This is a genomic window from Psychromonas sp. KJ10-5, assembly GCF_055808325.1.
Window position 1 is genome coordinate 94,898 of sequence record NZ_CM147864.1, and the last position, 24,122, is coordinate 119,019.

General features: G+C 39.1%; 22 protein-coding genes and 2 tRNA genes. 23 read left to right on the top strand and 1 reads right to left on the bottom strand.

Features of this window, described 5'->3' with window-relative positions; all coding sequences use genetic code 11:
- The first annotated feature begins 12 nt into the window (after positions 1–12).
- From rlmE to AC0L3W_RS00615, 21 genes are all read left to right on the top strand, one after another.
- Positions 13–666 carry a 23S rRNA (uridine(2552)-2'-O)-methyltransferase RlmE gene (rlmE, locus tag AC0L3W_RS00515; protein WP_113818231.1) on the top strand — a complete coding sequence of 218 codons (654 nt, stop codon included), beginning with the start codon at positions 13–15 and terminating at the stop codon, positions 664–666.
- 60 nt (positions 667–726) lie between these two features.
- Positions 727–2,655: an ATP-dependent zinc metalloprotease FtsH gene (ftsH, locus tag AC0L3W_RS00520; RefSeq protein WP_473575040.1), complete on the top strand. Its 1,929-nt coding sequence runs from the start codon at positions 727–729 to the stop codon at positions 2,653–2,655.
- Between the two features lie 78 nt (positions 2,656–2,733).
- Positions 2,734–3,564 carry a dihydropteroate synthase gene (gene folP, locus AC0L3W_RS00525; RefSeq protein ID WP_290039988.1) on the top strand — a complete coding sequence of 277 codons (831 nt, stop codon included), beginning with the start codon at positions 2,734–2,736 and terminating at the stop codon, positions 3,562–3,564.
- Between the two features lie 34 nt (positions 3,565–3,598).
- On the top strand, positions 3,599–4,930 hold the full coding sequence (glmM, locus tag AC0L3W_RS00530; RefSeq protein WP_290039987.1) for a phosphoglucosamine mutase: 1,332 nt from the start codon (positions 3,599–3,601) through the stop codon (positions 4,928–4,930).
- A 218-nt stretch (positions 4,931–5,148) separates the two neighbouring features.
- Positions 5,149–5,481, top strand: coding sequence for a preprotein translocase subunit SecG (gene secG / locus AC0L3W_RS00535; protein ID WP_409439929.1), 333 nt, complete (start codon positions 5,149–5,151; stop codon positions 5,479–5,481).
- 9 nt (positions 5,482–5,490) lie between these two features.
- Positions 5,491–5,575: transfer RNA gene (locus AC0L3W_RS00540), tRNA-Leu, on the top strand.
- 313 nt (positions 5,576–5,888) lie between these two features.
- A tRNA-Met gene (locus tag AC0L3W_RS00545) sits at positions 5,889–5,965 on the top strand.
- Between the two features lie 466 nt (positions 5,966–6,431).
- Positions 6,432–6,890, top strand: coding sequence for a ribosome maturation factor RimP (rimP, locus tag AC0L3W_RS00550; protein ID WP_290039985.1), 459 nt, complete (start codon positions 6,432–6,434; stop codon positions 6,888–6,890).
- Positions 6,891–6,904: 14 nt separating this feature from the next.
- The gene (gene nusA, locus AC0L3W_RS00555; protein ID WP_409439928.1) at positions 6,905–8,407 is read left to right on the top strand and encodes a transcription termination factor NusA; all 1,503 of its coding nucleotides are present in this window, start codon (positions 6,905–6,907) and stop codon (positions 8,405–8,407) included.
- A 25-nt stretch (positions 8,408–8,432) separates the two neighbouring features.
- Entirely contained in the window at positions 8,433–11,084 is a 2,652-nt protein-coding gene (gene infB / locus AC0L3W_RS00560) for a translation initiation factor IF-2 (protein ID WP_290039983.1), read from the top strand.
- Positions 11,085–11,175: 91 nt separating this feature from the next.
- The gene (gene rbfA / locus AC0L3W_RS00565) at positions 11,176–11,586 is read left to right on the top strand and encodes a 30S ribosome-binding factor RbfA (RefSeq protein WP_290039982.1); all 411 of its coding nucleotides are present in this window, start codon (positions 11,176–11,178) and stop codon (positions 11,584–11,586) included.
- On the top strand, positions 11,586–12,527 hold the full coding sequence (gene truB, locus AC0L3W_RS00570) for a tRNA pseudouridine(55) synthase TruB (protein ID WP_409439927.1): 942 nt from the start codon (positions 11,586–11,588) through the stop codon (positions 12,525–12,527). Before rbfA ends, truB begins: the two co-directional genes overlap by 1 nt.
- A gap of 27 nt (positions 12,528–12,554) precedes the next feature.
- On the top strand, positions 12,555–12,764 hold the full coding sequence (locus AC0L3W_RS00575; RefSeq protein ID WP_290039980.1) for a hypothetical protein: 210 nt from the start codon (positions 12,555–12,557) through the stop codon (positions 12,762–12,764).
- A 23-nt stretch (positions 12,765–12,787) separates the two neighbouring features.
- A complete protein-coding gene (locus tag AC0L3W_RS00580) occupies positions 12,788–13,390 on the top strand; it encodes a protein-disulfide isomerase (protein WP_409439926.1) in 603 nt (200 codons plus the stop codon).
- A gap of 141 nt (positions 13,391–13,531) precedes the next feature.
- Positions 13,532–15,391 (top strand): TIGR00341 family protein, encoded by a 1,860-nt coding sequence (locus AC0L3W_RS00585; RefSeq protein ID WP_290039978.1) that lies wholly within the window; start codon positions 13,532–13,534, stop codon positions 15,389–15,391.
- Positions 15,392–15,498: 107 nt separating this feature from the next.
- A complete protein-coding gene (gene radD, locus AC0L3W_RS00590; protein ID WP_409439925.1) occupies positions 15,499–17,289 on the top strand; it encodes a DNA repair helicase RadD in 1,791 nt (596 codons plus the stop codon).
- Positions 17,290–17,370: 81 nt separating this feature from the next.
- On the top strand, positions 17,371–17,826 hold the full coding sequence (locus AC0L3W_RS00595; RefSeq protein ID WP_409439924.1) for a DUF1499 domain-containing protein: 456 nt from the start codon (positions 17,371–17,373) through the stop codon (positions 17,824–17,826).
- 18 nt (positions 17,827–17,844) lie between these two features.
- Positions 17,845–18,156, top strand: coding sequence for a hypothetical protein (locus AC0L3W_RS00600; protein ID WP_409439923.1), 312 nt, complete (start codon positions 17,845–17,847; stop codon positions 18,154–18,156).
- A 48-nt stretch (positions 18,157–18,204) separates the two neighbouring features.
- Positions 18,205–19,404, top strand: a complete 1,200-nt coding sequence (locus AC0L3W_RS00605) for a DUF3500 domain-containing protein (RefSeq protein ID WP_409439922.1) — start codon at positions 18,205–18,207, stop codon at positions 19,402–19,404.
- Positions 19,401–19,964, top strand: a complete 564-nt coding sequence (locus tag AC0L3W_RS00610; RefSeq protein ID WP_409439921.1) for a hypothetical protein — start codon at positions 19,401–19,403, stop codon at positions 19,962–19,964. Before AC0L3W_RS00605 ends, AC0L3W_RS00610 begins: the two co-directional genes overlap by 4 nt.
- A 97-nt stretch (positions 19,965–20,061) precedes the next feature.
- On the top strand, positions 20,062–20,259 hold the full coding sequence (locus AC0L3W_RS00615) for a hypothetical protein (protein ID WP_290039972.1): 198 nt from the start codon (positions 20,062–20,064) through the stop codon (positions 20,257–20,259).
- 326 nt (positions 20,260–20,585) lie between these two features.
- Here AC0L3W_RS00615 and AC0L3W_RS00620 read toward each other — a convergent pair whose 3' ends face one another.
- Positions 20,586–21,428, bottom strand: a complete 843-nt coding sequence (locus AC0L3W_RS00620) for a phytanoyl-CoA dioxygenase family protein (protein WP_409439920.1) — start codon at positions 21,426–21,428, stop codon at positions 20,586–20,588.
- A 206-nt stretch (positions 21,429–21,634) separates the two neighbouring features.
- Here AC0L3W_RS00620 and pip point away from each other — a divergent pair, with 206 nt between their 5' ends.
- Together pip and AC0L3W_RS00630 are read left to right on the top strand one after the other, a co-directional pair.
- Positions 21,635–22,588, top strand: coding sequence for a prolyl aminopeptidase (pip, locus tag AC0L3W_RS00625; protein ID WP_409439919.1), 954 nt, complete (start codon positions 21,635–21,637; stop codon positions 22,586–22,588).
- Positions 22,589–22,928: 340 nt separating this feature from the next.
- Positions 22,929–23,951 (top strand): sugar kinase, encoded by a 1,023-nt coding sequence (locus AC0L3W_RS00630; protein WP_290039969.1) that lies wholly within the window; start codon positions 22,929–22,931, stop codon positions 23,949–23,951.
- The last annotated feature ends 171 nt before the right edge of the window (positions 23,952–24,122 follow it).

Below are 24,122 nucleotides of genomic sequence, written 5' to 3' on the forward strand. Positions count from 1 at the left end.
AAGGAAGTCATTGTGGCAAAACCAGACAGTACAAATCGTCTTAAAAAAAGTGCATCAGGCAGTTCAAAACGTTGGATGCAGGAACATGTGAATGATAAGTACGTGAAAGAAGCTAACAAGCAAGGACTTCGCTCTCGTGCCGTATTTAAACTCGATGAAATTAACGGTAAAGATAAATTGATCCGCCCTGGTATGACCGTGGTTGATTTAGGGGCTGCGCCGGGTAGTTGGTCACAATGGGCCGTTGATAAAGTAGGAATGAAAGGCAAAGTGATTGCTTGTGATATTTTACCTATGGATTCAATCGCTGGTGTGGACTTTTTACAAGGTGATTTCCGCGAGGAAGTGGTCTTAAATGCTTTATTGCAACGTATTGGGGATAATAAAGTTGATGTAGTGTTATCGGATATGGCTCCTAATATGAGTGGTAACGCAGGTATTGATCAACCTAAATCAATGTATTTGGTCGAGCTTGCTTTAGATATGTGTCGAGATGTTTTAGTGAAAGATGGCAGCTTTATCGTTAAAGTTTTCATGGGAGCAGAATACGAATCTTACCTAAGCGAAGTACGAAAATTATTCAAATCAGTTAAAACACGAAAACCCGATTCTTCAAGAGCGAGATCTCGCGAAGTTTATTTAGTGGCGACCGGTTTTAAACTGTAGTAATCTGATTTACTATTATATTCTATTCATTTTAAACATGAGGTTTACATCTTGAACGATATGGCAAAAAACCTGATATTGTGGTTAGTCATCGCAGTAGTCTTAATGTCTTTATTCCAAGGCTTTGGATCAGACGATACGAATAAATCACAAATCGACTATACCAGTTTTAACAAAGAAGTAAGCCAAGGGCTGATCCAACAAGTACAAATTAATGGTCAAGAAATTAAGGGGTTAAAAAGTAATCAAACACCATTTGTTACATATATCCCAGCACCAGACTTGGATTTAGTTAACTACCTTATTAAAAATGATGTAAAGGTAGAAGGTACGCCTCCAGAGGAAACTAGTTTCCTAGCGTCTATTTTTGTTTCATGGTTCCCAATGCTGCTATTAATCGGTGTTTGGATCTTCTTTATGCGTAATATGCAAGGTGGTGGTAAAGGCGGTGCTATGTCGTTTGGTAAGAGTAAAGCCAAATTGATGAGCGAAGACCAAATTAAAACAACGTTTGCAGATGTTGCAGGTTGTGATGAAGCTAAAGAAGATGTTGTTGAATTAGTTGATTACTTAAAAGATTCAAGCAAATTCCAAAAGCTTGGTGGACGTATTCCTACTGGTGTATTACTAGTGGGGCCTCCAGGTACAGGTAAAACATTATTAGCAAAAGCGATTGCTGGTGAAGCAAAAGTACCATTCTTCTCAATTTCCGGTTCTGATTTCGTAGAGATGTTTGTGGGTGTTGGTGCTTCACGTGTGCGTGATATGTTTGAACAAGCTAAAAAATCAGCTCCTTGTATTATCTTTATCGATGAAATCGATGCTGTAGGTCGCCAACGTGGCGCAGGTATGGGTGGTGGTAATGATGAGCGCGAACAAACATTAAACCAAATGCTAGTTGAAATGGATGGTTTCGAAGGCAATGAAGGTATTATCGTTATTGCTGCGACGAACCGCCCAGACGTACTTGATGCAGCACTACTTCGTCCTGGTCGTTTTGACCGTCAAGTTGTGGTTGGTTTGCCGGATGTACGTGGTCGTGAACAAATCTTAAAAGTACACATGCGTAAAATTCCATTGGACGACACTGTGAAAGCCTCTGTGTTAGCACGTGGTACACCTGGTTTCTCTGGTGCTGATTTATCAAACCTAGTGAATGAAGCTGCATTATTTGCTGCACGTGGCAATAAACGTACTGTATCAAGAGAAGACTTTGAGCAAGCGCGCGATAAAATCCTAATGGGGGCAGAGCGTCGTAGCTTAGTCATGACAGATAAAGATAAAGAGTCAACGGCTTACCATGAAGCAGGGCATGCCATTGTTGCTAAATTAGTACCACAGCATCACCCAATTCATAAAGTAACGATCATTCCGCGTGGGCGCGCTTTAGGTGTAACTCAGTTCTTGCCTGAAGGGGATCAGATTTCGCAAAATAAAGATGAGTTAGAAAGCAGTATTTCGGTTGCTTATGGTGGCCGTATTGCTGAAGAGCTTATTTATGGTGCACAAAAAGTATCAACTGGCGCATCGCAGGATATTAAACAAGCTTCGGCAATTGCCCGTGCAATGGTAACGGAATGGGGTTTCTCTGAAAAACTTGGTCCAATTCTATTAACTGGTGAGCAAGGTAGTTTACGTTCTAATGTTGTTTCGCACGAAACAGGTAAAGTTATCGATGATGAAGTAAAAGTCCTTATCGATACTAACTACAAACGTGCGTATCAGCTATTAACTGATAACATAGATATCTTACATGCAATGAAAGATGCATTGGTTAAATATGAAACCATTGATACTGATCAAGTTGACGATTTGATGGCTCGCGTTACTGTTCGTCCACCAAGTGATTGGGACGATGAGAAAGAGCTAGAGTCAGTTAAAGATCCTGTGACCGCTGACAAAGTTGAAGATTTTGTTGAGCAAGAGAAAACAGAAACGACAACGGAAACTGAATCGACAGAAAGTGAGCAAGACAAAGACAATAAATAATTATATTGTTTATACTCTCCCACTAAAAAAACCTAAGCTTGCTTAGGTTTTTTTTATTAACCAATTAAGTGTAAAGCCATGATATTAACCAGCCGACATAAACACCTCGATCTTAGCCAGCCACAAATTATGGGGATTTTAAATGTAACTCCAGATTCATTCTCAGATGGCGGTAAGTTTGCGCAAGTAGAGCAAGCAGTGGAACGTGCCAAGGTGATGCTAGAGCAAGGTGCCACCATTATTGACATTGGTGGTGAGTCGACACGTCCTGGTGCCGATGATGTCGTGTTAGCCGATGAATTAGGGAGAGTTATACCTGTTATTAAAGCGATCAAGCAACAGTTAGACTGCTGGATCTCTATTGATACTAGTAAAGCAGAAGTGATGCGTGAAGCAGTAAAAGCGGGTGCTAATATTATTAATGATGTGCGAGCGCTGCAAGAAGAGGGAGCATTGGCCGCAGCAGTTGAAGCTGATGTGCCCGTTTGTTTAATGCATATGCAAGGTCAACCAAGAAGTATGCAAAGCGCGCCAGACTATAAAGACGTTGTTGCAGAAGTAAAAGCGTTTTTAGTTGAACGTAGTGAACAGTGTATTGACCAAGGTATCAAGCGAGAAAATATTATTATTGACCTAGGTTTTGGTTTTGGTAAGTCCTTACAACATAATTTTGACCTACTGAATGCTACTCAAGGTTTCATAGACTTAGGATTTCCGGTGTTAACCGGTGTTTCTCGTAAATCAATGTTTGGTCAACTACTAAATCGTGATATAAATGACCGTTTAGCAGGAAGTTTAGCTGGGGCAATGATCGCCATGCAGCAAGGCTCAAAAATTATCCGTGTTCACGATGTCCGAGAAACTGTTGATGTCATGAAAGTATTACAGCAAATAAATACCTTCAAATAGTAAAGGTATCTCCGATGATGGTAAAAGTTATTTTATGAATAAAAAGTATTTTGGTACCGATGGTATTCGCGGCAAAGTAGGTGAGTCTTTAATTACACCTGAATTTGCTTTAAAGCTAGGTTGGGCTGCGGGCCGTGTATTAGCTAAATCGGGCAATAAACAAGTATTAATTGGTAAAGACCCACGTATATCTGGTTACATGTTAGAAGCTGCATTACAAGCTGGTTTAACTTCTGCCGGTATTATTCCTGTATTGATGGGGCCAATGCCAACACCTGCTATCGCTTATTTGACTCATACTTTCCGTGCAACGGCTGGTATCGTGATCAGTGCATCTCATAACCCGTATTACGATAACGGTATAAAATTCTTTTCACATGAAGGAATTAAATTATCTGAGAAAGTTGAATTAGAAATAGAAGCTGAAATAGATAAAGAATTGAAGTGTGTTGATAGTAGTGAAATGGGTAAAGCTTACCGTATCAATGATGCAGCAGGTCGTTATATAGAGTTTTGTAAGAGTACTTTCCCTTCTGAGTTTAGTCTTGCTGGTCTAAAGGTTGTTGTCGATTGTGCTAATGGTGCGACTTATCATATTGCTCCTTCAGTCATTAGTGAGTTAGGTGCTGAGGTCATTGCTATGGGCGTTGAGCCAAATGGTGTAAATATTAACCTTAATTGTGGTGCGACCAGTATGGACGCCATTTCAAAACGTGTTATTGAAGAAAAAGCGGACTTTGGTGTCGCTTTTGATGGTGATGGTGATCGAGTAATGATGGTCGATCACACTGGTTATGTCTTAGATGGTGATGAATTATTGTATATTATCGCCCGTGATAAACTACGTAAAGGTACCTTAAACGGTGGTGCGGTTGGGACTAAAATGTCTAACCTAGGTTTAGAGCAAGCACTTAAAACTTTAGGCATTCCATTTGACCGTTCTGATGTTGGTGATCGCCATGTAATGGAGTTAATGAAGAAAAATGGTTGGACGATTGGCGCTGAAAATTCAGGTCATGTTATTTGTGCAGAGCATTTAGCGACAGGTGACGGTATTGTGTCTGGTTTACAAGTAATGGGGGCAATGCAAGGTAGCCGTATGAATCTACACGATTTACGTCAAGGCATGAGAAAGTACCCTCAAATACTAGAAAGTATCCGTTATAATAATGAAATTGATCCACTGCAAGATGAAGATGTACTAAAAGAGTTAGCTCGAATAGAAGCTTTATTAGGTGAAAAAGGCCGTGTTTTACTACGTAAATCCGGCACTGAGCCAGTCTTTAGGGTTATGGTTGAAGCCGATGAAAGCGAAGAGAAGGTATTGGGTTATGCTAAATCTCTTGCAAGTAAAGTAAAGGTTTAAACTAGATTGTAGAGTAAGCCTGATGAAATGGTTTAATGCAGGCTTACTTTATATGTAAAACTATTTGATGTTTTTTTAAACGGTTTAGTCTGTTGTAATAACAAGTAATTAATTTGTATCAATATTCACTTGTGATCTGCACCAGCATTGGGTAGTATTCGTCCGCTTCTTTGTGGGAGCACAGGAAGTTTTAATAAGTTAAATTAGGTAATGTGAATATGTATGAAATACTGTTAGTTGTTTATTTAATTGTTTCAATTATTTTAGTTGGTTTTGTATTAATCCAACAAGGTAAAGGAGCAGGCATGGGCGCATCTTTTGGCTCTGGTGGTTCTAACACAGTATTTGGTGCAAGTGGTTCAGGCAACTTTATGACTCGTACTACTGGTATCTTAGCGTTAGTCTTCTTTGTATTAAGCTTAGTATTAGGTAACCTGTCATCACATCACGTATCAACAAACGAAGAGTTCTCAAACTTAGCAGTTGAACAAGTTGAACAAGCTTCAGAAGTACCTGTTGAAGTTGATACCTCTACTCAAATTCCTGAGTAATATTTTAAAGCGGATATGGTGGAATTGGTAGACACGCAGCCTTGAGGGGGCTGTGGCTTAGGCCGTGAGAGTTCAAGTCTCTCTATCCGCACCAAATTATGTTTTTTGATTGCGCTAATATGACTAATTCGCTATAATGTGCGCGTTTTCAAGGCAATCAATTAAACAAAAAGTAAGACTCTTTGTTTAAGCCTCAAATAAAAGATTTTAGTTTAAATGTTTTTAACAACATTTAAACAATAGTTCGGACGCGAGATGGAGCAGCTTGGTAGAAGTTAGTCGGGCTCTTTCTTAGCGGTAAAAAGGCGAAGGTCGTTGGTTCAAATCCTGCTTTCGTAACAAGTAATTCATTACTTAATTAAAGTTTCAGTTTGAATGTTATTATAATGTTTAAACAATAGTTCGGACGCGAGATGGAGCAGCTTGGTAGCTCGTCGGGCTCATAACCCGAAGGTCGTTGGTTCAAATCCAGCTCTCGCAACCACATTCAAGTGTATGTTTTAAGAAAAGCTCGTCGGGCTCAACTCTTAATAAAACACTGGCGAAGGTCGTTGGTTCAAATCCAGCTCTCGCAACCACATTCAAGTGTATGTTTTAAGAAAAGCTTATCGGGCTCAACTCTTAATAAAACACTGGCGAAGGTCGTTGGTTTAAATTCAGCTCTCGCAACCACTTTCTACAAGGTAATTTATAATTAGCTTGTTAAGGTGAATAAAGTGATTTTTACTTTATTACTACATTCGATATTGCAGTGCTCAATAGCAATATCTTGTTTGATTTAATCAAACAAAAAGAATGAAGCTCCAATTTATTGGGGCTTTTTTGTTATTTGCGTATTTGATTTTTTAAATTGGTACGCTTTCTAACAACTTATGTTTATGAAAAATAAACATAAGTTGTTATTTAAATAGGGCTATATGCCCTTTTTTTGTTTCTGAAAGGGGATAGATTTGGCAAGTTTAGAAGAGCGTCTAACGGAAATGTTAGCGCCAAGTGTGGAAGATCTTGGCTACGAATTGGTTGGTATTGAATATGTTCGTGCGGGTAAGCACTCAACATTACGTATTTATATTGATCAAGAAGAAGGTATTTTAGTTGATGACTGTGCCGCGGTAAGTCGTCAGGTAAGTGCGATTATGGATGTTGAAGATCCAATCACCAATGAATACACATTAGAAGTATCATCTCCAGGTATGGAAAGACCCTTATTTAATGCTGCTCAATATGCTGCATTTATAGGTGAAGAAGTGAAAATCCAATTGCGTATGCCGATACAAAATCGCCGCAGATGGAAAGGTGTAATTAGTAATGTGGATGGAGAAATTGTTTCCATCTCTGTTGAGGGTAAAGAAGAGCGCTTCGCGCTGAGTAATATCCAGAAAGCGAATATAGTTCCAAAATTTGATTAATTAAGGCGTTAAAAATGAATAATAAAGAAATTTTATTGGTTGTTGAAGCGGTTTCAAATGAAAAAGGCTTACCGAGAGAAGCAATTTTTGAAGCATTAGAAAGTGCATTGTCTATCGCAACTAAAAAGAAATACGAATTAGAAATTGAAGTACGTGTTGATATTGATCGTGAAACGGGACATTTTGATACATACCGTCGTTGGTTAGTGCTTGAGTCTGATGCTGAAATGGAAAACCCAGCAAAAGAGATGACTTTTGAAGCTGCACAATATGATAACCCAGAAATTCAAGTGGGCGAATTTATTGAAGATGAAATCGATTCAGTAACATTTGACCGTATTACAACACAAACAGCAAAACAAGTTATCGTACAAAAAGTACGTGAAGCAGAACGTGCACAAGTTGTTGCACAGTATGCTGAAAAAGAAGGTGAGTTAATCACTGGTGTAGTTAAACGTATGACTCGTGATAGTATTTTATTAGATCTCGGTAACAATGCTGAAGCAGTTATTTTCCGTGATGAAATGTTACCACGTGAAAACTTCCGCCCAGGTGATCGTCTACGTGGTTTATTATTTAAGGTAAGCCCTGAAGCACGTGGAGCACAATTATTCATGACGCGTACACAGCCAGATGTATTGGTTGAATTGTTCCGTTTAGAAGTGCCTGAAATTGCTGAAGAGATGATTGACTTAATGGGTGCTGCTCGTGACCCAGGTTCTCGTGCGAAGATTGCTGTTAAATCAAACGACCAACGTATTGATCCAATCGGTGCATGTGTTGGTATGCGTGGTGCTCGTGTTCAAGCTGTATCAAATGAGCTAGGTGGTGAGCGTGTTGATATTATCCTATGGGATGAGAACCCAGCACAATTTGCTATTAACGCAATGGCACCTGCTGAAGTAGCTTCTATCGTTGTTGATGAAGACTCACACAGCATGGATATCGCAGTAGAAGAAGATAACCTAGCACAAGCTATTGGTCGTAATGGTCAAAACATTCGTTTAGCATCACAACTAACTGGTTGGGTATTAAATGTAATGACAGTTGCAGAGTTACAAGCTAAACATCAAGCTGAAACTGATAATGTAATTTCAGTGTTTACATCTGCATTAGAAATTGATGAAGACTTTGCTGGTGTATTGGTTGAGGAAGGGTTTAGTTCTCTAGAAGAGATTGCTTACGTTCCTGCTGAGGAGTTACTTGCTATCGACGGTCTTGATGAAGAGATGGTTGAAGAGTTACGTACTCGCGCGAAAGATGTATTAGCAACAAAAGCGCTTGCTGAAGAAGAAAGCCTTGAGGGTGTAAAACCAGCTGATGATTTATTAGCACTTGAAGGCTTAGAAGCTCACCTTGCATTTGTAATGGCAAGTAAAGGTGTAGTTACGTTAGAAGACTTAGCAGAACAAGCTGTTGATGATCTACTAGAGATTGATGAAAAACTAGATGCAGAAAAAGCAGCGGCACTGATCATGTCAGCTCGTAATATCTGTTGGTTTAGTGAAGATGCGTAATAGCGTCAGTATGGAGAAATAAATAATGTCAGAAATTCTATTAAAAGACCTCGCTAAAGACTTAAATAAATCTGAAGATGCGTTAGTTCAGCAGTTTGCGGCTGCCGGTATTACTAAAAAAGCTAGCGACACAGTAAGCGTTGAAGAAAAAGAGAAATTAACGACTCATCTACAAAAGCAACACGGTGGTGAGCAAAAACAAAAAATGACTTTACAACGTAAAACAAAAACGACGTTAAACGTAAAAGGTCAATCAAACGCAGTCAATGTAGAAGTGCGTAAAAAACGTACTTTTGTTAAGCGTACTGATGAAGAGATTCAAGCTGAAAAAGCGGCAGAGCAAGCAATCAAAGCAGAAGCTGAAGCAAAAATTCAAGCTGAGTTAGATGCGAAGAAAGAGCAAGCTGAAAAAGTACTAGCTGAAAAATTAGCGGCTAAGAAAGAAGCAGAAGCAAAAGCGAAAGCAGCAGCTGCAGCAAACAAACAAAAACAAGCTGCATCTAAATCAACTAAAACAGAAGAGCAACTTCAATTAGAAAAAGAAGCGGCTGACTTGCAGAAAAAAGCAGAAGCTGAAGCTTTAGCTAAAGTTGAGAAAGAAGCCGCATTACAAGCTGAAAACGCTAAAAAATTAGCTGAAGAAAATGCAGCGCGTTGGGCAAAAGAAGAAGCTGACCGTAAAGCAGCTGAAGGTGCTGATTACCACGTAACAACTTCTTCGGAAGCACGTGCAGCTGAAGATTCTGTTGATGCAAAAGCGGAAGGTCCAACTCACCGTAAAAAGAAAAAGAAAGCAGTAGCTGATAAGCCTCTTGAAACACCTTACTCTCGTCGCAATGGTCGTAACAACCGTCGTGGTAAGAAAGGCGCAACAGCAACTCCTTCTGCACTTCAACAAGCATTTGAAAAACCTGCTGCTAAAGTTGAACGTGACGTTAAAATTGGTGAAACAATTTCAGTTGCAGAGCTAGCAAGTAAAATGGCTGTAAAAGCAACTGAAGTCATTAAAGTGATGATGAAGATGGGCGCAATGGCAACCATCAACCAAGTGATCGACCAAGAAACAGCAACTATCGTTGCTGAAGAAATGGGTCACAAAGTTATCCTAACAAAAGAAAATGAGTTAGAAGAATCAGTACTAGCTGAAGCACAACAAGGTGGAGCGAAAACATCTCGTGCACCAGTGGTAACTATCATGGGTCATGTTGACCACGGTAAAACGTCACTACTTGATTACATTCGTCGTGCAAAAGTTGCTGACGGCGAAGCCGGCGGTATTACACAGCATATCGGTGCTTACCATGTAGACACAGATAAAGGTATGATTTCGTTCTTAGATACACCAGGACACGCGGCGTTTACGTCAATGCGTTCACGTGGTGCTAAAGCAACGGATATCGTTATCCTTGTAGTTGCAGCAGATGATGGTGTTATGCCACAAACTGTTGAAGCGATTCAACATGCTAAAGCAGCTGGTGTTCCGCTAATGGTTGCAGTGAACAAAATCGATAAAGAAGGTGTTGATTTTGACCGTGTTAAAACGGAACTTTCACAACATGACGTTATTTCAGAAGAATGGGGTGGTGAAAACATCTTCTCATACGTTTCTGCAAAAGTAGGTACTGGTGTTGATGAGTTATTAGATAGCATCTTACTTCAAGCTGAAATGCTAGATTTAGAAGCGGTTTCTACAGGCCCTGCGTCTGGTGTAGTTATTGAATCTCGTCTTGATAAAGGTCGTGGTCCAGTTGCTTCTATCTTGGTACAACAAGGTGAACTTAAACAAGGCGATATCGTATTATGTGGTCTTGAGTACGGACGTGTTCGTGCAATGCGTGATGAAAACGGTAAACCAATTGAGTCTGCTGGTCCATCTATTCCTGTTGAAGTACTTGGTTTATCAGGTGTTCCACAAGCGGGTGATGAAGCGACAGTTGTTAAAGATGAGAAAAAAGCGCGTGAAGTTGCATTATACCGTCAAGGTAAATTCCGTGATATCAAACTAGCTCGTCAACAGAAAGCGAAACTTGAAAACATGTTCTCTAACATGGAAGCGGGTGAAGTATCTGAACTTAACGTTGTACTTAAGTCTGACGTTCAAGGTTCACTTGAAGCAATTTGCGAATCATTAAACAAATTATCTACTGATGAAGTTAAAGTGAACATTATCGGTCGTGGTGTTGGTGGTATTACTGAAACTGATGCATCTCTTGCTTCAGCTTCTGGTGCAATCGTAATCGGCTTTAACGTACGTGCTGATGCATCTGCGCGTAAATTAATTGATAACGAAGCGGTTGAATTACGTTACTACAGCATCATCTATGATCTAATTGATGAAGTACGCTCTGCAATGAGTGGTTTATTAGCACCTGAGTTTAAACAAGAAATCACAGGTATTGCTGATGTACGTGAAGTATTTAAATCACCTAAGATTGGTGCAATCGCTGGTTGTATGGTGACTGAAGGTACGATTAAACGTAATAACCCAATTCGTGTATTACGTGAAAACGTGGTTATCTACGAAGGTGTACTTGAATCATTACGTCGCTTTAAAGATGACGCAAACGAAGTTCGTAACGGTGTTGAGTGTGGTATCGGTGTTAAGAACTACAACGATGTACGCGTAGGCGACCAAATCGAAGTATTTGAAACTATTGAAGTTAAACGTACTCTTTAGTTTTAATATCTGAATGATGATGACGAATGGGGGCTTTTGCCTCCATTCTTATTTAAACAGCACTTAAAAGGGTGCTGATTAGGAGTTAAAAATGGCAAAAGAATATAGCCGTACTTCTCGAGTTTCTCAGCAAGTACAAAAAGAACTTGCTCGAATTCTACAACAAGAAGTAAAAGATCCACGTATTGGCATGGTAACTATCTCTGGTGTTGATATCACTCGAGACCTTGCTTACGCAACCGTATTTGTTACCTTTTTAACCATTGGTGACCAAACGAATGAAGAATCGTTAAAAGGCTTAAACGCTGCTTCTGGTTACATTCGTCGTTTATTAGGTAAAGCAATGCGTTTACGTATTGTGCCGGAAATCCGTTTTACCTTTGATGAAACACTAACGGAAGGCTTACGTATTTCAGAATTAGTTAGTGGTGCAGTGAAAAACGATAAAGTTAAATTGAAAGAAGCGGGTCGTGAAGAAGAGCAAGAAGAGGATGCAAAGTAATGGCAAAACGTGGAAAGGGTCGCCCGATTAATGGCATCGTTTTATTAGATAAACCTACGGACATCAGTTCCAATCATGCATTACAACGTGTTAAACGTATCTTCTTTGCACAAAAAGCAGGACATACTGGTGCTTTAGACCCTCTAGCGACTGGTATGTTGCCTGTTTGTTTAGGAGAGGCTACTAAGTTTTCACAGTTTTTATTAGACTCTGATAAACGTTACACGGTAACGGCTACGCTGGGTGTTAGAACAGACACAAGTGACTCACAAGGTGACGTTGTGTGTGAAAAGCCTGTATCAGTGACGCAAAAACAGCTTGATGCAGCTTTGGATACATTCCGTGGTGATATTGAGCAAGTTCCTTCTATGTATTCAGCCTTGAAGTTTGAAGGTAAACCTCTATATAAATATGCACGTGAAGGGATTACCATCGATCGTCCTGCTCGTCCGATTACTGTTTATGAAATCAACCAATTGCGCTTTGAAGGCAATGAAGTTGATTTAGATATACATGTAAGCAAAGGTACTTATATTCGTACTATTGTAGATGATTTAGGGGAATTACTAGGCTGTGGCGCACATGTTTCTATGTTACGTCGTACGCAAGTTGCTGATTATCCATATCAACGTATGGTCACTATTGAAGAGCTTGAAGCATTGATTGTAAAAGCGAAAACTGAAGATATTAGCCCATACGACTTATTAGATCCGTTGTTATTAGAGATGGATACGGCAGTGAAAAACTATCCAGAAGTCAACATTTCAGATGAGATGGGGGCTTATGTATTGTACGGCCAACCGGTACAAGTCTTTGGCGCACCAGACAATACAATTGTTAGAATCACAGTAGGCGATCAAAAAACCTTTATTGGTGTCGGGCAAATGAACGATGATGGATTAATTGCTCCGAAACGATTAGCAAACTTAGATCTTTCTTAATTGTATTTCTAGTGAATGGGTATCAATATGACTAAAATAGACTTTTCTCAAATTAATAAAACTACTGCAGATTCCTTTAACGAGCAGCGTAACGTGATAAAACGCATTGCAAAAGGACAGACGGTACTTTGTGAAACCTGTGATAAGCCATTAACTTTAACGGTACTTAGCGAAGGCGAAAGTGGCGTACAATGCAGTAAAGGTTGTACCCAGATTAATTTAGAACTCGAACAATAAAAGTCCGAGTAAAGGTAATATATATGAGTTCAGAACTATATTTTATTTACGACTCTCATTGTCCATGGAGTTATGCAGCAACACCGTTAGTGTTTGCACTGGAAAATGCATTTCCTGATATGGAAATAAATGCATGGCACTGTGCGCATTATGATGGTGGTAATAGCGTTGGATTTAATACCCTTAAATCAGTAGAGCAAGAGAGTGATGTTGTTTTTTCACAGGATTATGTGCGTTTTGTAGATAGCCCTAAAAATAGCATAATCAGTGCAAATTTATTAACTTGGATTGCTGCTAAGCAACCAGAAAAGTTATTGCCTGTATTACAAGCGTTACAGCATGCTCATTTTGTTGAAGGTAATTCTTTAGGCAAAAAAATTGATTTTACAGAACTGGCTGAAACCCTAAAACTGTCGATACCCAATAAGGTATTTAAAGAAGAGCTAAGTAAAGATGCTATGTATGTTCAGTCAGACATCAGTGAATTACAAGGCTTTATGGGCACAGCTTCTTTCCCTGCTTTATTGTTGGTGCACAATGATAATGCCGTACTGTTAAATCATGCTCAATATTTGAGTAACCCACAAAGCATTGTGGTCGATGTAGAAAAACAGCTACAAGGTTAAGCTATATCAACCTGCTACTTTAAAGGGAATGTGCTAATACCAATCACATTCCCTTTTTATTTTGTTAACAGTTACTTATTGCACTTCCTAATACCTAAACGCATACTGTATTTTTATCAACTGTTTCAGTGAGAATACAAGATGGCCGATAGCTTCCTGCTTTTTGATATTGAACAAAAAGATCAGCTTGCTGATAATGTGTTGCCCTATTTTAAAGAAAGTGTGTTACCTCGAGCGTGGGACGGTCAAGCCTTAACCTTTTCCGAAGGGGCCCGTGTGTATGCTTATCTTAATGATCAGCAAGTACCTGCTTTGATTGAAGCTGCGATTGAAGGCAGCTGGCACTTGGCTATCTTACCTCATCCTGATGCTTTATATGCCAAGCGCGGATTTTGTGCTCAGAGTAATCTTAAAAAAGCGATTCAAGATGCTGAACAAAGTGAAGTAAAGAAAGTAGATATCGTCCGGTGTAATGGTGATATTCTATTATCTTCATTGGTGTTAGGGGAAAGCTTTAACTTAATTCCTACCGCTAAAAGCTTAGGCTTTATAGAAAGAGTCAAATTAGGCTGGCATAACATCACTAAAATTCGTCGTGCTTGCCCTAAAAAAATGACGTTTATTACTGCAAATGAAAGTACAGTGACCACAGCAGCGTTAGGCGTGGTGGTGGTCGGGCATGTACATGACTCTTGGTTATCAAAACATATTTTACCTAATAGCCATATTAATGATGGTATGTGCCATGCAATGATTATTGCACCTCGTAGTGTAATGGAGTTATTGCGCTTTTTTATTATGACGTCGGTGATTAAGTACTATTCCTTACCGAGTTTTCTAGGTTTAATAAAAAGCACTGCACTAACGATCACTAATGGCGATAAATTTGAATATTCAATTGACGGTCAAACTCGTGAAGCTCAAACGCTGGCCATTGAAACTGAGCCCGAACAATTAGCATTATTAGTGGGTGAATCATTACCTATCATAGATGCATCAAGTGCTCAAAAAGAGCAGGTTAAAACTACTCGTTTACCTTCAGGTGGTGCAGTGTCTGAGATTGCCTCTAAACCATTGGCATTTATTGCGCATGCTGCAACTGATGAGTTTAAAGATTTATATCAACTGCTAAGAGACAATGCGACCGCATCTTCTGCTTTTCTAACCTTGATGGCATTATCTACCTTATTGGCCAGCGTCGGGTTATTTGCTAGTTCTGCACCTGTCATTATTGGCGCGATGATTTTAGCGCCCTTAATGGCACCGATTATCTCTCTATCAATGGCACTTGCTCGACAGGATCCTTCGTTATTAACTGCCAGTGCGCGGACCCTAAGTATCGGTATATTAGTCTCGCTAGGTTTCTCCTCCGTCGCTAGTTTTATTATCCCAATGGAGATTACTACACCTGAAATTGCGGCACGATTAAGCCCCAGCTTATTAGATTTAGGGGTGGCGGTTATTTCAGGTATTGCTGGTGCTTATGCTCATGCAAGAGTCGATGCGGCTAAGAGTCTAGCGGGTGTTGCCATAGCCGTTGCTTTAGTGCCTCCATTATCGGTAACAGGTATTGGTATTGGTTGGATGGACTCACACGTTGCTTGGGGGGCCATGTTATTATTTCTTACTAACTTAGCTGGTATCGTTTTTGCTGCTGCTTTAACGTTTCTAGCACTTGGTTTTGCTCCCTTTACTCGCGCAAAAAAAGGCTTGATGATCGCTTTTATTGGCGTTGCTTTAGTGTCAATTCCTTTAGTATTTAGTTTCTTACGTTTATCGCAGGAAGCAAAAATAATGCAACAGTTAGAAGGTAAGGAGATAGGGCAAGTGGTACTCCGTGAAGTCTATGCAAGAGCCTTAGCCCCTATTGAAGTGTCATTGAAAATAGTGACACCAGAAACTCTAAATAGCGAAAAACTAGATAAAATTAAAGGCAGTATCGAATCCCAGTTACAACAAAAAGTGGTGATGGAAGCACAAGTAGTTATTCGCAGGGAATAAATAAAGTAAGTGTTTACTCGCCTCTAAAGCTTCTGATACTAAGCTAATTTAAAGGGCAGTAAATCATGTTAAACTTCTCTTTTATTAATGATTTATAACGGTTCTTTATGTTTACACTTCGTCCTTATCAGCAAGATGCTGTGAATGCGACTTTGCATTATTTTCGTCGCTTTAGTTCACCGGCTGTGTTGGCTTTATCTACAGGAGCAGGTAAGAGCCTGATCATTGCAGAGCTAGCAAGAATAGCCAAAGGACGTGTGTTAGTACTTGCTCACGTTAAAGAGCTGGTAGAGCAAAATCATGCTAAATACGAAAGCTATGGCGTTGAAGCTTCTATTTTCTCAGCTGGACTAGGACGTAAAGAAACCTCGCAACAAGTGGTCTTTGCATCGGTACAGTCGATAGTGAATAACTTGGATCTATTTGATGATGCTTTCTCACTTTTAGTAATTGATGAGTGCCATCGAGTGCCTATGCAAGGTGATTCAAGCTATCAAAAAGTGATTAAACACTTACAATCTATCAATCCAAACCTAAAGGTTTTAGGGTTAACTGCAACACCGTACCGATTAGGCTTGGGGTGGATTTATCAATACCATACTCGGGGCCAAGTACGCAGCGAAGCACCGCGTTTTTTCCGTGATTGCATTTTTGATTTACCGATTCGCTTCTTATTAGATGAAAAGTTTTTAACTGAACCCAAAGTGATGGATATGGCGGTATTAAGCTATGATTTCTCACAAATTTCTCCCGCTAATACAGGCGCATATAAAGAATCAGATTTAAATAAAGTCATCGAAAAATCCGGTCGAGCTACACCTGAAATTATTAAGTCTGTCATTGCACATGCTGAAGATCGTCAAGGGGTCATGATTTTTGCATCAACAGTAAAGCATGCACAGGAGATTATGGGCTATTTATCAGAGCAAAGCGCCGCTTTGATTATCGGTGATACTGCGAGCAAAGATCGCGACCAAATAATCCAAGACTTTAAACTTAAAAAGATTAAATACTTGGTAAATGTTTCCGTGTTAACCACAGGTTTTGATGCACCACATGTCGACCTCATCGCTATTTTACGGCCTACTGAATCAATTAGTTTATACCAGCAAATTGTTGGGCGAGGATTACGCTTATCAGAAGGTAAAACAGATTGTTTAGTGATGGAGTTTGCAGGGAATTGCTACGACTTATATCAACCTGAAGTAGGGCAAGAAAAACCAGAGAGTGGCAGTGAGATAGTGACTATTCCCTGTCCAGCTTGCCAGTTTAATAATAACTTTTGGGGAAAGCTTGATCCAGCCGGTTTTGTGATTGAGCATTATGGTCGTAAATGCCAAGGTTATTCCTTAAAAATAACCGAAGATGATCAGGGTAATAAGTTTGAAGAACGAGTACATTGTGATTATCGTTTTCGTGCTAAATTTTGTGACCAGTGCGGTTTAGATAATGATATTGCTGCTCGAGTATGCGGACACTGCGAAGCGGTATTAGTTGACCCCGATAAAAAATTACGTGAAGCGTTGAAGCTAAAAGATGCAATGATTATTCGTTGTGATGATATGCAACTCGAAGGTACAAAAAATAAACATGGTAAAAACCAGTTGAAGGTGACCTATCATGGTGGTCAAGGACAGATCAGTGAATTCTGGCAGTTAACCACGGCAAAACAAAAAGCGATGTTTTTACAGCGTTTTATTCAACCACATTTAATTGATCGTTTTCGTCCTTTTACCGATTCGTCGGTGACCAAAGTGATTCAAAATGAACATAGATTACAAGCGCCAGAAATCGTGATTGCCCATAAAGTAGGGCGATTTTGGCAAGTGAGAGATAAACTGTTCAATATCGAGCAGTTCCCCAAGGCAGTTGAAATTTTAGAGCAAATAGAGTCATAAAATAAGGGGGGGAGCGGTGATCTTTCAAGCATCAACACACATATTGAAATTTAAATATAGTTATCAAATAAGGTTAATATTATGAATAAGTTACTCTATATCCTGATTGCAATTGCTGTGATTATAGTTATCGCATTTTTTGTGTTGGGCATGATCTCTAAAAAAGGCCAAGCATTAGGGCTAAAAGAAGGGCATTTACAAGCTTGTATTAGCACTGAGAATTGTGTGATCAGTGAAGTTATTGATAACCACCCAGCGACCATTGAACCCTTAACTTTTAGCCAAGAAAAACCGGTGTTTATGGATAAACTTAAAACGGCTATTGAGGCAATGGGCGGAGAAATTGTAACGTCTGATTCATCCTATATCGCCAGCACTTTTACGTCGGGAGTGTTTGGTTTTGTGGATGACGTAGAGTTTAGAATTACCGATGACCAACAACTACATTTCAGATCGTCATCACGCGTAGGGCGTAAAGATTTTGGTGCAAATAAAAAACGTATTGAGCAACTTAAGGCTTTATTAGCTGACCAATAGTAGAGAAAAGGAACTATCTTGGATAAAAATATTGAGCAACTATTAACATTAGTGGCAGAAACAAACGATCAGCTAATAGATAAATATCCTGACTTATCGAGTACTGTTGGGTTGTTAGAGCAAAGCTTACAAGCTTCTAATGCAGTGACGATTAATAACATTAAACGTAATCTTAAATTGATGTTTATCATTTTAGATGCACACCCAGAGATAGTTGGTGTTGGGACAGGCGAAGCAGGCACTGAAGCGTTTACTTTTATTGACCAGTACTCGCTATCGAATCTATCTAATGAATTGGTCATGCAGCTAGCTGAAAAATATATCGTTTAATAATGCAGAAAGAACGACATTTTAATTACCTCATCATCGGAGAAGCACATGAATAGAAAGAAAATGACCTTACCAGTTTTTATGAGCGCGTTATTAGCAGGTGTGCTAACTAGTAGTTATGTTCATGCTGAATCTGAGCACCAACACGGCCCTGATGCTGAACATGGGCATCCTCCATCACCTGAAAATACCGCTGAAAATGCCGCGATACAGGCTCGTTTAGGTGATACTGGGACACTGATGGGGACTATTGCTATTCCTGAGTCCGTAGAAACCTGTGGCGACCAACCAGGTGTGACTCGATTACTTTGTTTAATTGATCTTTTGAAATCAAGCGTTTCCGATGATGCATTAGCATTAATGCAATTAGATTATTCTGTTGCCGAAGCTAAAAAGTGGAGCAATCTGCCTGCAGGGGCTTTTCCTTCTCGTCCTGGTATCTTTTTAGGTGAGTTAAAGGTTGAGCAACGTGGCGTGGTAAAAGCTATCTTAATGGAAGCAACAGGCATTGAAGAAAATGAAGGTTTTGATGAGTTATTACAAACGCTGAATGCAGATGATTATATCGGTACGGTGAGCGATGATTATAAAGCGGGTTATTCTTCGTTTAATAGTAAACTGGCCTTTTTAGGTACACCCTCTAAAACAGGTCTCTGGGAACTTTATTACGGAGGTCATCACTTAGCTTTATCAAACACATACAAAGATGGTGAGTTAATTGGTGCAACACCTTCGTTTAGAGGCATAGAGCCTTTCCATGCTTTTGAAATGAATGGAAGAACCAACATTCCGATGTTACAAGAAAGAGATACTTTTGCCGCTTTACTTAACTCGTTAACACCCGAGCAGCTTAAAGAAGCTGAATTAGAAGGTACTTACCGCGATATACTTGCCGGCCCGCAGGCTGATGATGCCATTCCTGATCAACAAGAAGGGATGAGTGTTAAAAAACTCAGTGACACTCAAAAGGTATTGTTGCTAAAAGCAATTGCCACCTATGTTGACGATATTAATGCAATCGATGCTAAAAAGTATATGGATAAATACCGTTCGGAAATGGATGGCACAGTAATCGGCTACTCAGGCACAACCGATTTAAACAGTGAAGATGATTACGTACGAGTTGATGGCCCATCTCTGTGGATTGAGTTTTCGTTACAATCTAATAAATCAACCAATGAAAAAGGTAACCATCCCCATTCTGTTTGGCGTGATAAAACGGATGATTACGGTGGTCAAACTGAATGATCTTGAGTAAAGCAATACACATTAATTTACTCGCATTATTGTGCTTATTTTGCGCCAGTGCGACACATGCTCATTCGCTACCTGGCAGTGTTGTAACCTTATCGGAACAAACAGACCAAGCGTTGAGTGTCAGTATTAGCTTTCCTTTGGAAGACTTGTTGATCGCAGCACCAGAGCTCAAGGCGTTAAGTCAGGTTGACGTCGATCAAAAGCTATCGGATAAGCTGTTAGAGGAACTAGCAGCTTATTTACAACAGCATCTATCTTTACAACGTGCTGGAGAAAAGTTACCGATCAAGGCGCAACAAGCTGAAGTTGATGTGGTTTACAATGAACACTTGGGTTACTTTAAGTCAGTATTTGTAACGCTGTTAGTTACCCATAAAGCACCGGAAAAATGGTTTCCATTACAACTTAGTTACGATGTAATAATGCATGAAATACGAAATCACAGAGCAACGGTATATTGGCAAGAAGCGGATAAAAGCTTAACTAAATTAACTAACTTTGGGTTTAAGAAGTCTCAGGGAAAACCTGTTGTTCATCGTCTAAATCACTAACAAATTTAGCTAACCAATTGTGTTAGTGAATAAAGTTAGTTAATTAAAGCAATAATTAATATTCAACTAAAAATAATAATAAAAAGAGAAGGTTAATATGAACGTAAATAAAATAGCATTAATCATCGGAATAATCTGTATTCTGCTTGGCACCACCGTTTCTGTATTAGGTATCTGGGGATATATTGGCGATTCAGGTCTGGTATGGCGCGCATTATCGACACTAGTCGTTGTATTACTAGGTGTCATCTTAACGGTCACCATCAATAATATGACTTCCGGAAAAGATAAGTAGTTTTCTTATCGCTTGAAACTAAGTAAATCAGAGAGCTGTATGGCTCTCTATTGTATTAATCCAGCTAAATAATATTTAACTAGCCCTTTATAATGAACTTCAAGGTTGGATAAAAACGCGAGTTAACATCACTATTTATTATAGGATTGCTCCATTAAATTATGTCTCTAACCAGTTACAGCTGCAATAATTTTCCTGAACTATGTACAACTAGCAATATTGTTTCATAAATGATTTAACTATCTCATTTTATATAATGTTTCGTTTCTATTAACCAGAACTGAGATTAAACAAGCTAGCTAAGGTGAAAACACTTAGCTAAAAATCTATACGTTATTGAAACCATGTAAGGGTAACGTCTTAGCCTGTAACCAATTCTCAGAGGCATACTCACTTTTACCGTCAGTCACATGTAGAGTAAATGCTTGTCGAGATTTTGCAGAGCGATTAGGCGCGCTGTAATGCGGTAAGCGTCCTTGAAATACCACTAAACTACCTGCTTTTACTTCAACACTTTGCCCGCTTTGTTCTGTTGGCCATGGTGTCTCATCTAAATTAACCATAGTAGTTTGTGTGCCATGTAAGTTAAAGCGTTCGCGTAAAGGCCCTAAATGACCAGTAGGCTCTACCCACAAACAGCCATTTTCAATGGTGGCATCTTCAATGGCAAACCACAGGGTAATAACACTTTGTGGCGTAGTAAAAAAGAAGCTCGCATCTTGATGCCAGTTAACCTCTCCACCGATATTTGGCTGCTTAAAAATATACATGGATTGACGAATTTGCGGGGATACCATACCAAGGTCAGTGACAATATCACCTAATACTTTTTGATGGCTAAACTCTCTAAAAACCGGATCGAGCTGATGTAAAGCATGGCCTATTTTATTGATGCACAGGGCGCGATCTTGTACTAGTTTACCTTGTTCATTAAATGCCTCTTCTTCAAAGAAACATCTTATTTTCTCTGCCGATTCCAAAAAGTAATTGTTATCGCTACGGTCGTTATCTTTGGTAGTAAAAACATGGTCAGGACTATCTTCAGCCCATTGCATTACTAATTTGTTAGCCTGTTGTTTAATACTTTCAATTTTATGTAAAGGAATAAGGTCGTTTAAGATAATGTAACCTTGTTGTTCATAGTGTTGTATTTGTTTAGCTGATAACATGATTATATTCCTTTACGTTGAATGTCCATCAATGATTATTTTTTAGTTGATAACGAGAGAATTATTAATATAAGGGGAACAATCAATAAAGTGAATTAAATAAACACTAAAAGTCTCTTTATCCTTTGTTAAATAAGAGATGTTTGAATCGTAAGATAGTTGTTCTTCCTAACTAAAAGCCTATACGAATAAGATGAGTTAACACAATGAATGAGTTTTACCCTGAAATAGAGCCTTATAATCACTTCTTAATTAATGTTGATAATCAACACCAAGTTTATGTTGAAGAGTGTGGTAACCCAAATGGGCAAGTTGTGTTATTTATTCACGGTGGTCCCGGTGGTGGTTGCTCTAAAAATGACAGGCGTTTCTTTGACCCTGAAAAGTACCGTATTGTTTTATTTGATCAACGAGGTTGCGGGCGTTCTTTACCTCACGGTTGTTTAGACAATAATGAAACAGGGCTTTTAGTCAGTGATATTGAGGTAATTCGTCAAGCATTAGGTATTCAATATTGGCATGTTTTTGGTGGTTCATGGGGATCGACCTTAGCATTAGTTTATGCTCAAACTCATCCTATTAGAGTCTTAAGTCTGGTCTTACGTGGTATTTTTTTAGGTCGAGCACAGGATACTGATTGGACTTTTTCTGGTGGTGGCGCAACACGTATCTACCCTGATTATTGGCAAGAATACCTCGATGTTTTACCTGATGGAAAAGCATCGGTACAAGCAGCTTACAATTTGATGCTCGGAGATGATAAGAAATTGGCGATGAGAGTAGCGAAAGCATGGTGTATTTGGGAAATTCGTTGTTGTACATTGATTCCTAATCAAGCCTTTGTTGATGCAGCAACAGCGGATGATCAGGCTTGGACTATGGCGCGCCATGAAGCTCATTTTATGATTAATAATTGTTTCTTATCAGACAACCAGATATTAGTAAACTGCCATCATATTAAAGATATTCCGGTCACAATCGTGCACGGAAGATTCGATATTGTTTGCCCATTTGATAACGCTTGGCAACTGCATCAAGCATTACCTCAATCAAAATTGGTTGTAAGCGAAGCCTCTGGTCATGCATCAATTGAAACGAATACCAAACATCATTTGATTGAAGCGACAAAGGAAATGCTATTGTTAAATTCATATAAGTGAATCAGGTAATGAGAGCGTCTCGACTACACGGATAACAAAAAATAAGTTTAATTGTATTACTTATCTTTATGGTAGGTTATTTTTATATTTAGCCTCTAGCTCAGATTCTTCTTTTCATTCTAAATTTTAATTGTTATTGGAATTACTTTTGTCTTTAAATTCAATATTTTATTTTATTTCTTTGTCTCCCTGTTCTGTTTTGTCTTGTTGTGCTGTCGATAATAAAAACACTTCCCTTGATTTTCCTCAATGAAAGCTTTAATTTATATTAATATAATACAAATAAATAAAGTGTTTGTTTTTGAGTTGAAATTCATACTAGAACTTATAGGGGAAACTAATGAAAGTATTAACATTTGGCGAAATGATGTTGCGCCTAAAACCAGTCGCATTTGAACGTATTTTACAAACTAATACCTTTGAAGCGGCTTATGGTGGTGCTGAGGCGAACGTTGCTGTCTCGCTTGCACAATTAGGGCACGACTCTGCTTATCTATCCAAGTTTCCTGAAAATGCCTTGGGAGAAGCTGCTGTTGGTACTTTAAGAAAGTTTGGCGTAGATACTAGTCGCTCTTTACGCGGTGGTCCAAGACTGGGATTATATTTCTTTGAAAAGGGTAACGGTGCACGTGGTACTGGCGTTGTTTATGACCGTGCAGGCAGCTCTATTGCAGAGGCAGAAACGGATGAATTCGACTGGGCTGTTATCTTAAAAGATGTCGAAGTCTTTTATTTCTCAGGTATTACTCCTGCCATTTCTAAAGCATTAGAGGCGGCATTAAAAAGCGCATTAGATTACTGTAAAGCTAATAACATTACAGTGGTATGTGATCTAAATTATCGCGGTAAAATGTGGAAACCAGAACAAGCTCAAGTTGTGATGCATGAGTTAATGCCATTTGTTGATGTTTGTATTGCAAACGATGAAGATTTTGAAGCAATGCTTGGCATTAAAGCATTTGATGGTGATCTTTCACATGGTATTGAACAGATAGATGATTTTCGTGAGGGTATGAAAGAGGTCACTAGACGCTACCCAAATTGTAAAGTCGTAGCGAGTGTTTTGCGTAATATTAACTCGGTTGAACAAAGCGATTGGATGGCTATTTTATACCAAGATGAGCAGTTCTATGACACACCTATACATAATGTTAATGTTATGGAAGGAGTTGCTGCAGGTGATGCGTTTGGTGCAGGTTTATTACATGGACTGATTAACAAATTTGAAGCACAAGAAACCATTGAGTTTGCCATTGCCGCAAGTGTATTAAAATTATCTATTAGCGGTGATTTAAATCTTGTGACTGAATCAGAGATTCGTACTGCGATGCAAAAAGGCAGTAATGCACGATTAAGTCGTTAAGCCTATAAAAATAGAGCCGGTTAAACTTAAATATTAATCGGCTCTATTTTCTAATCCTAATCTTGATGGTTATGTAGCACTTTGCGTTATCCTGAGTGTTATTGACAGTCTAAGCAATCTCTTCCAATCTCTTCTATTACAGACTCATCAACTACCTTAACCCTGAGTTAC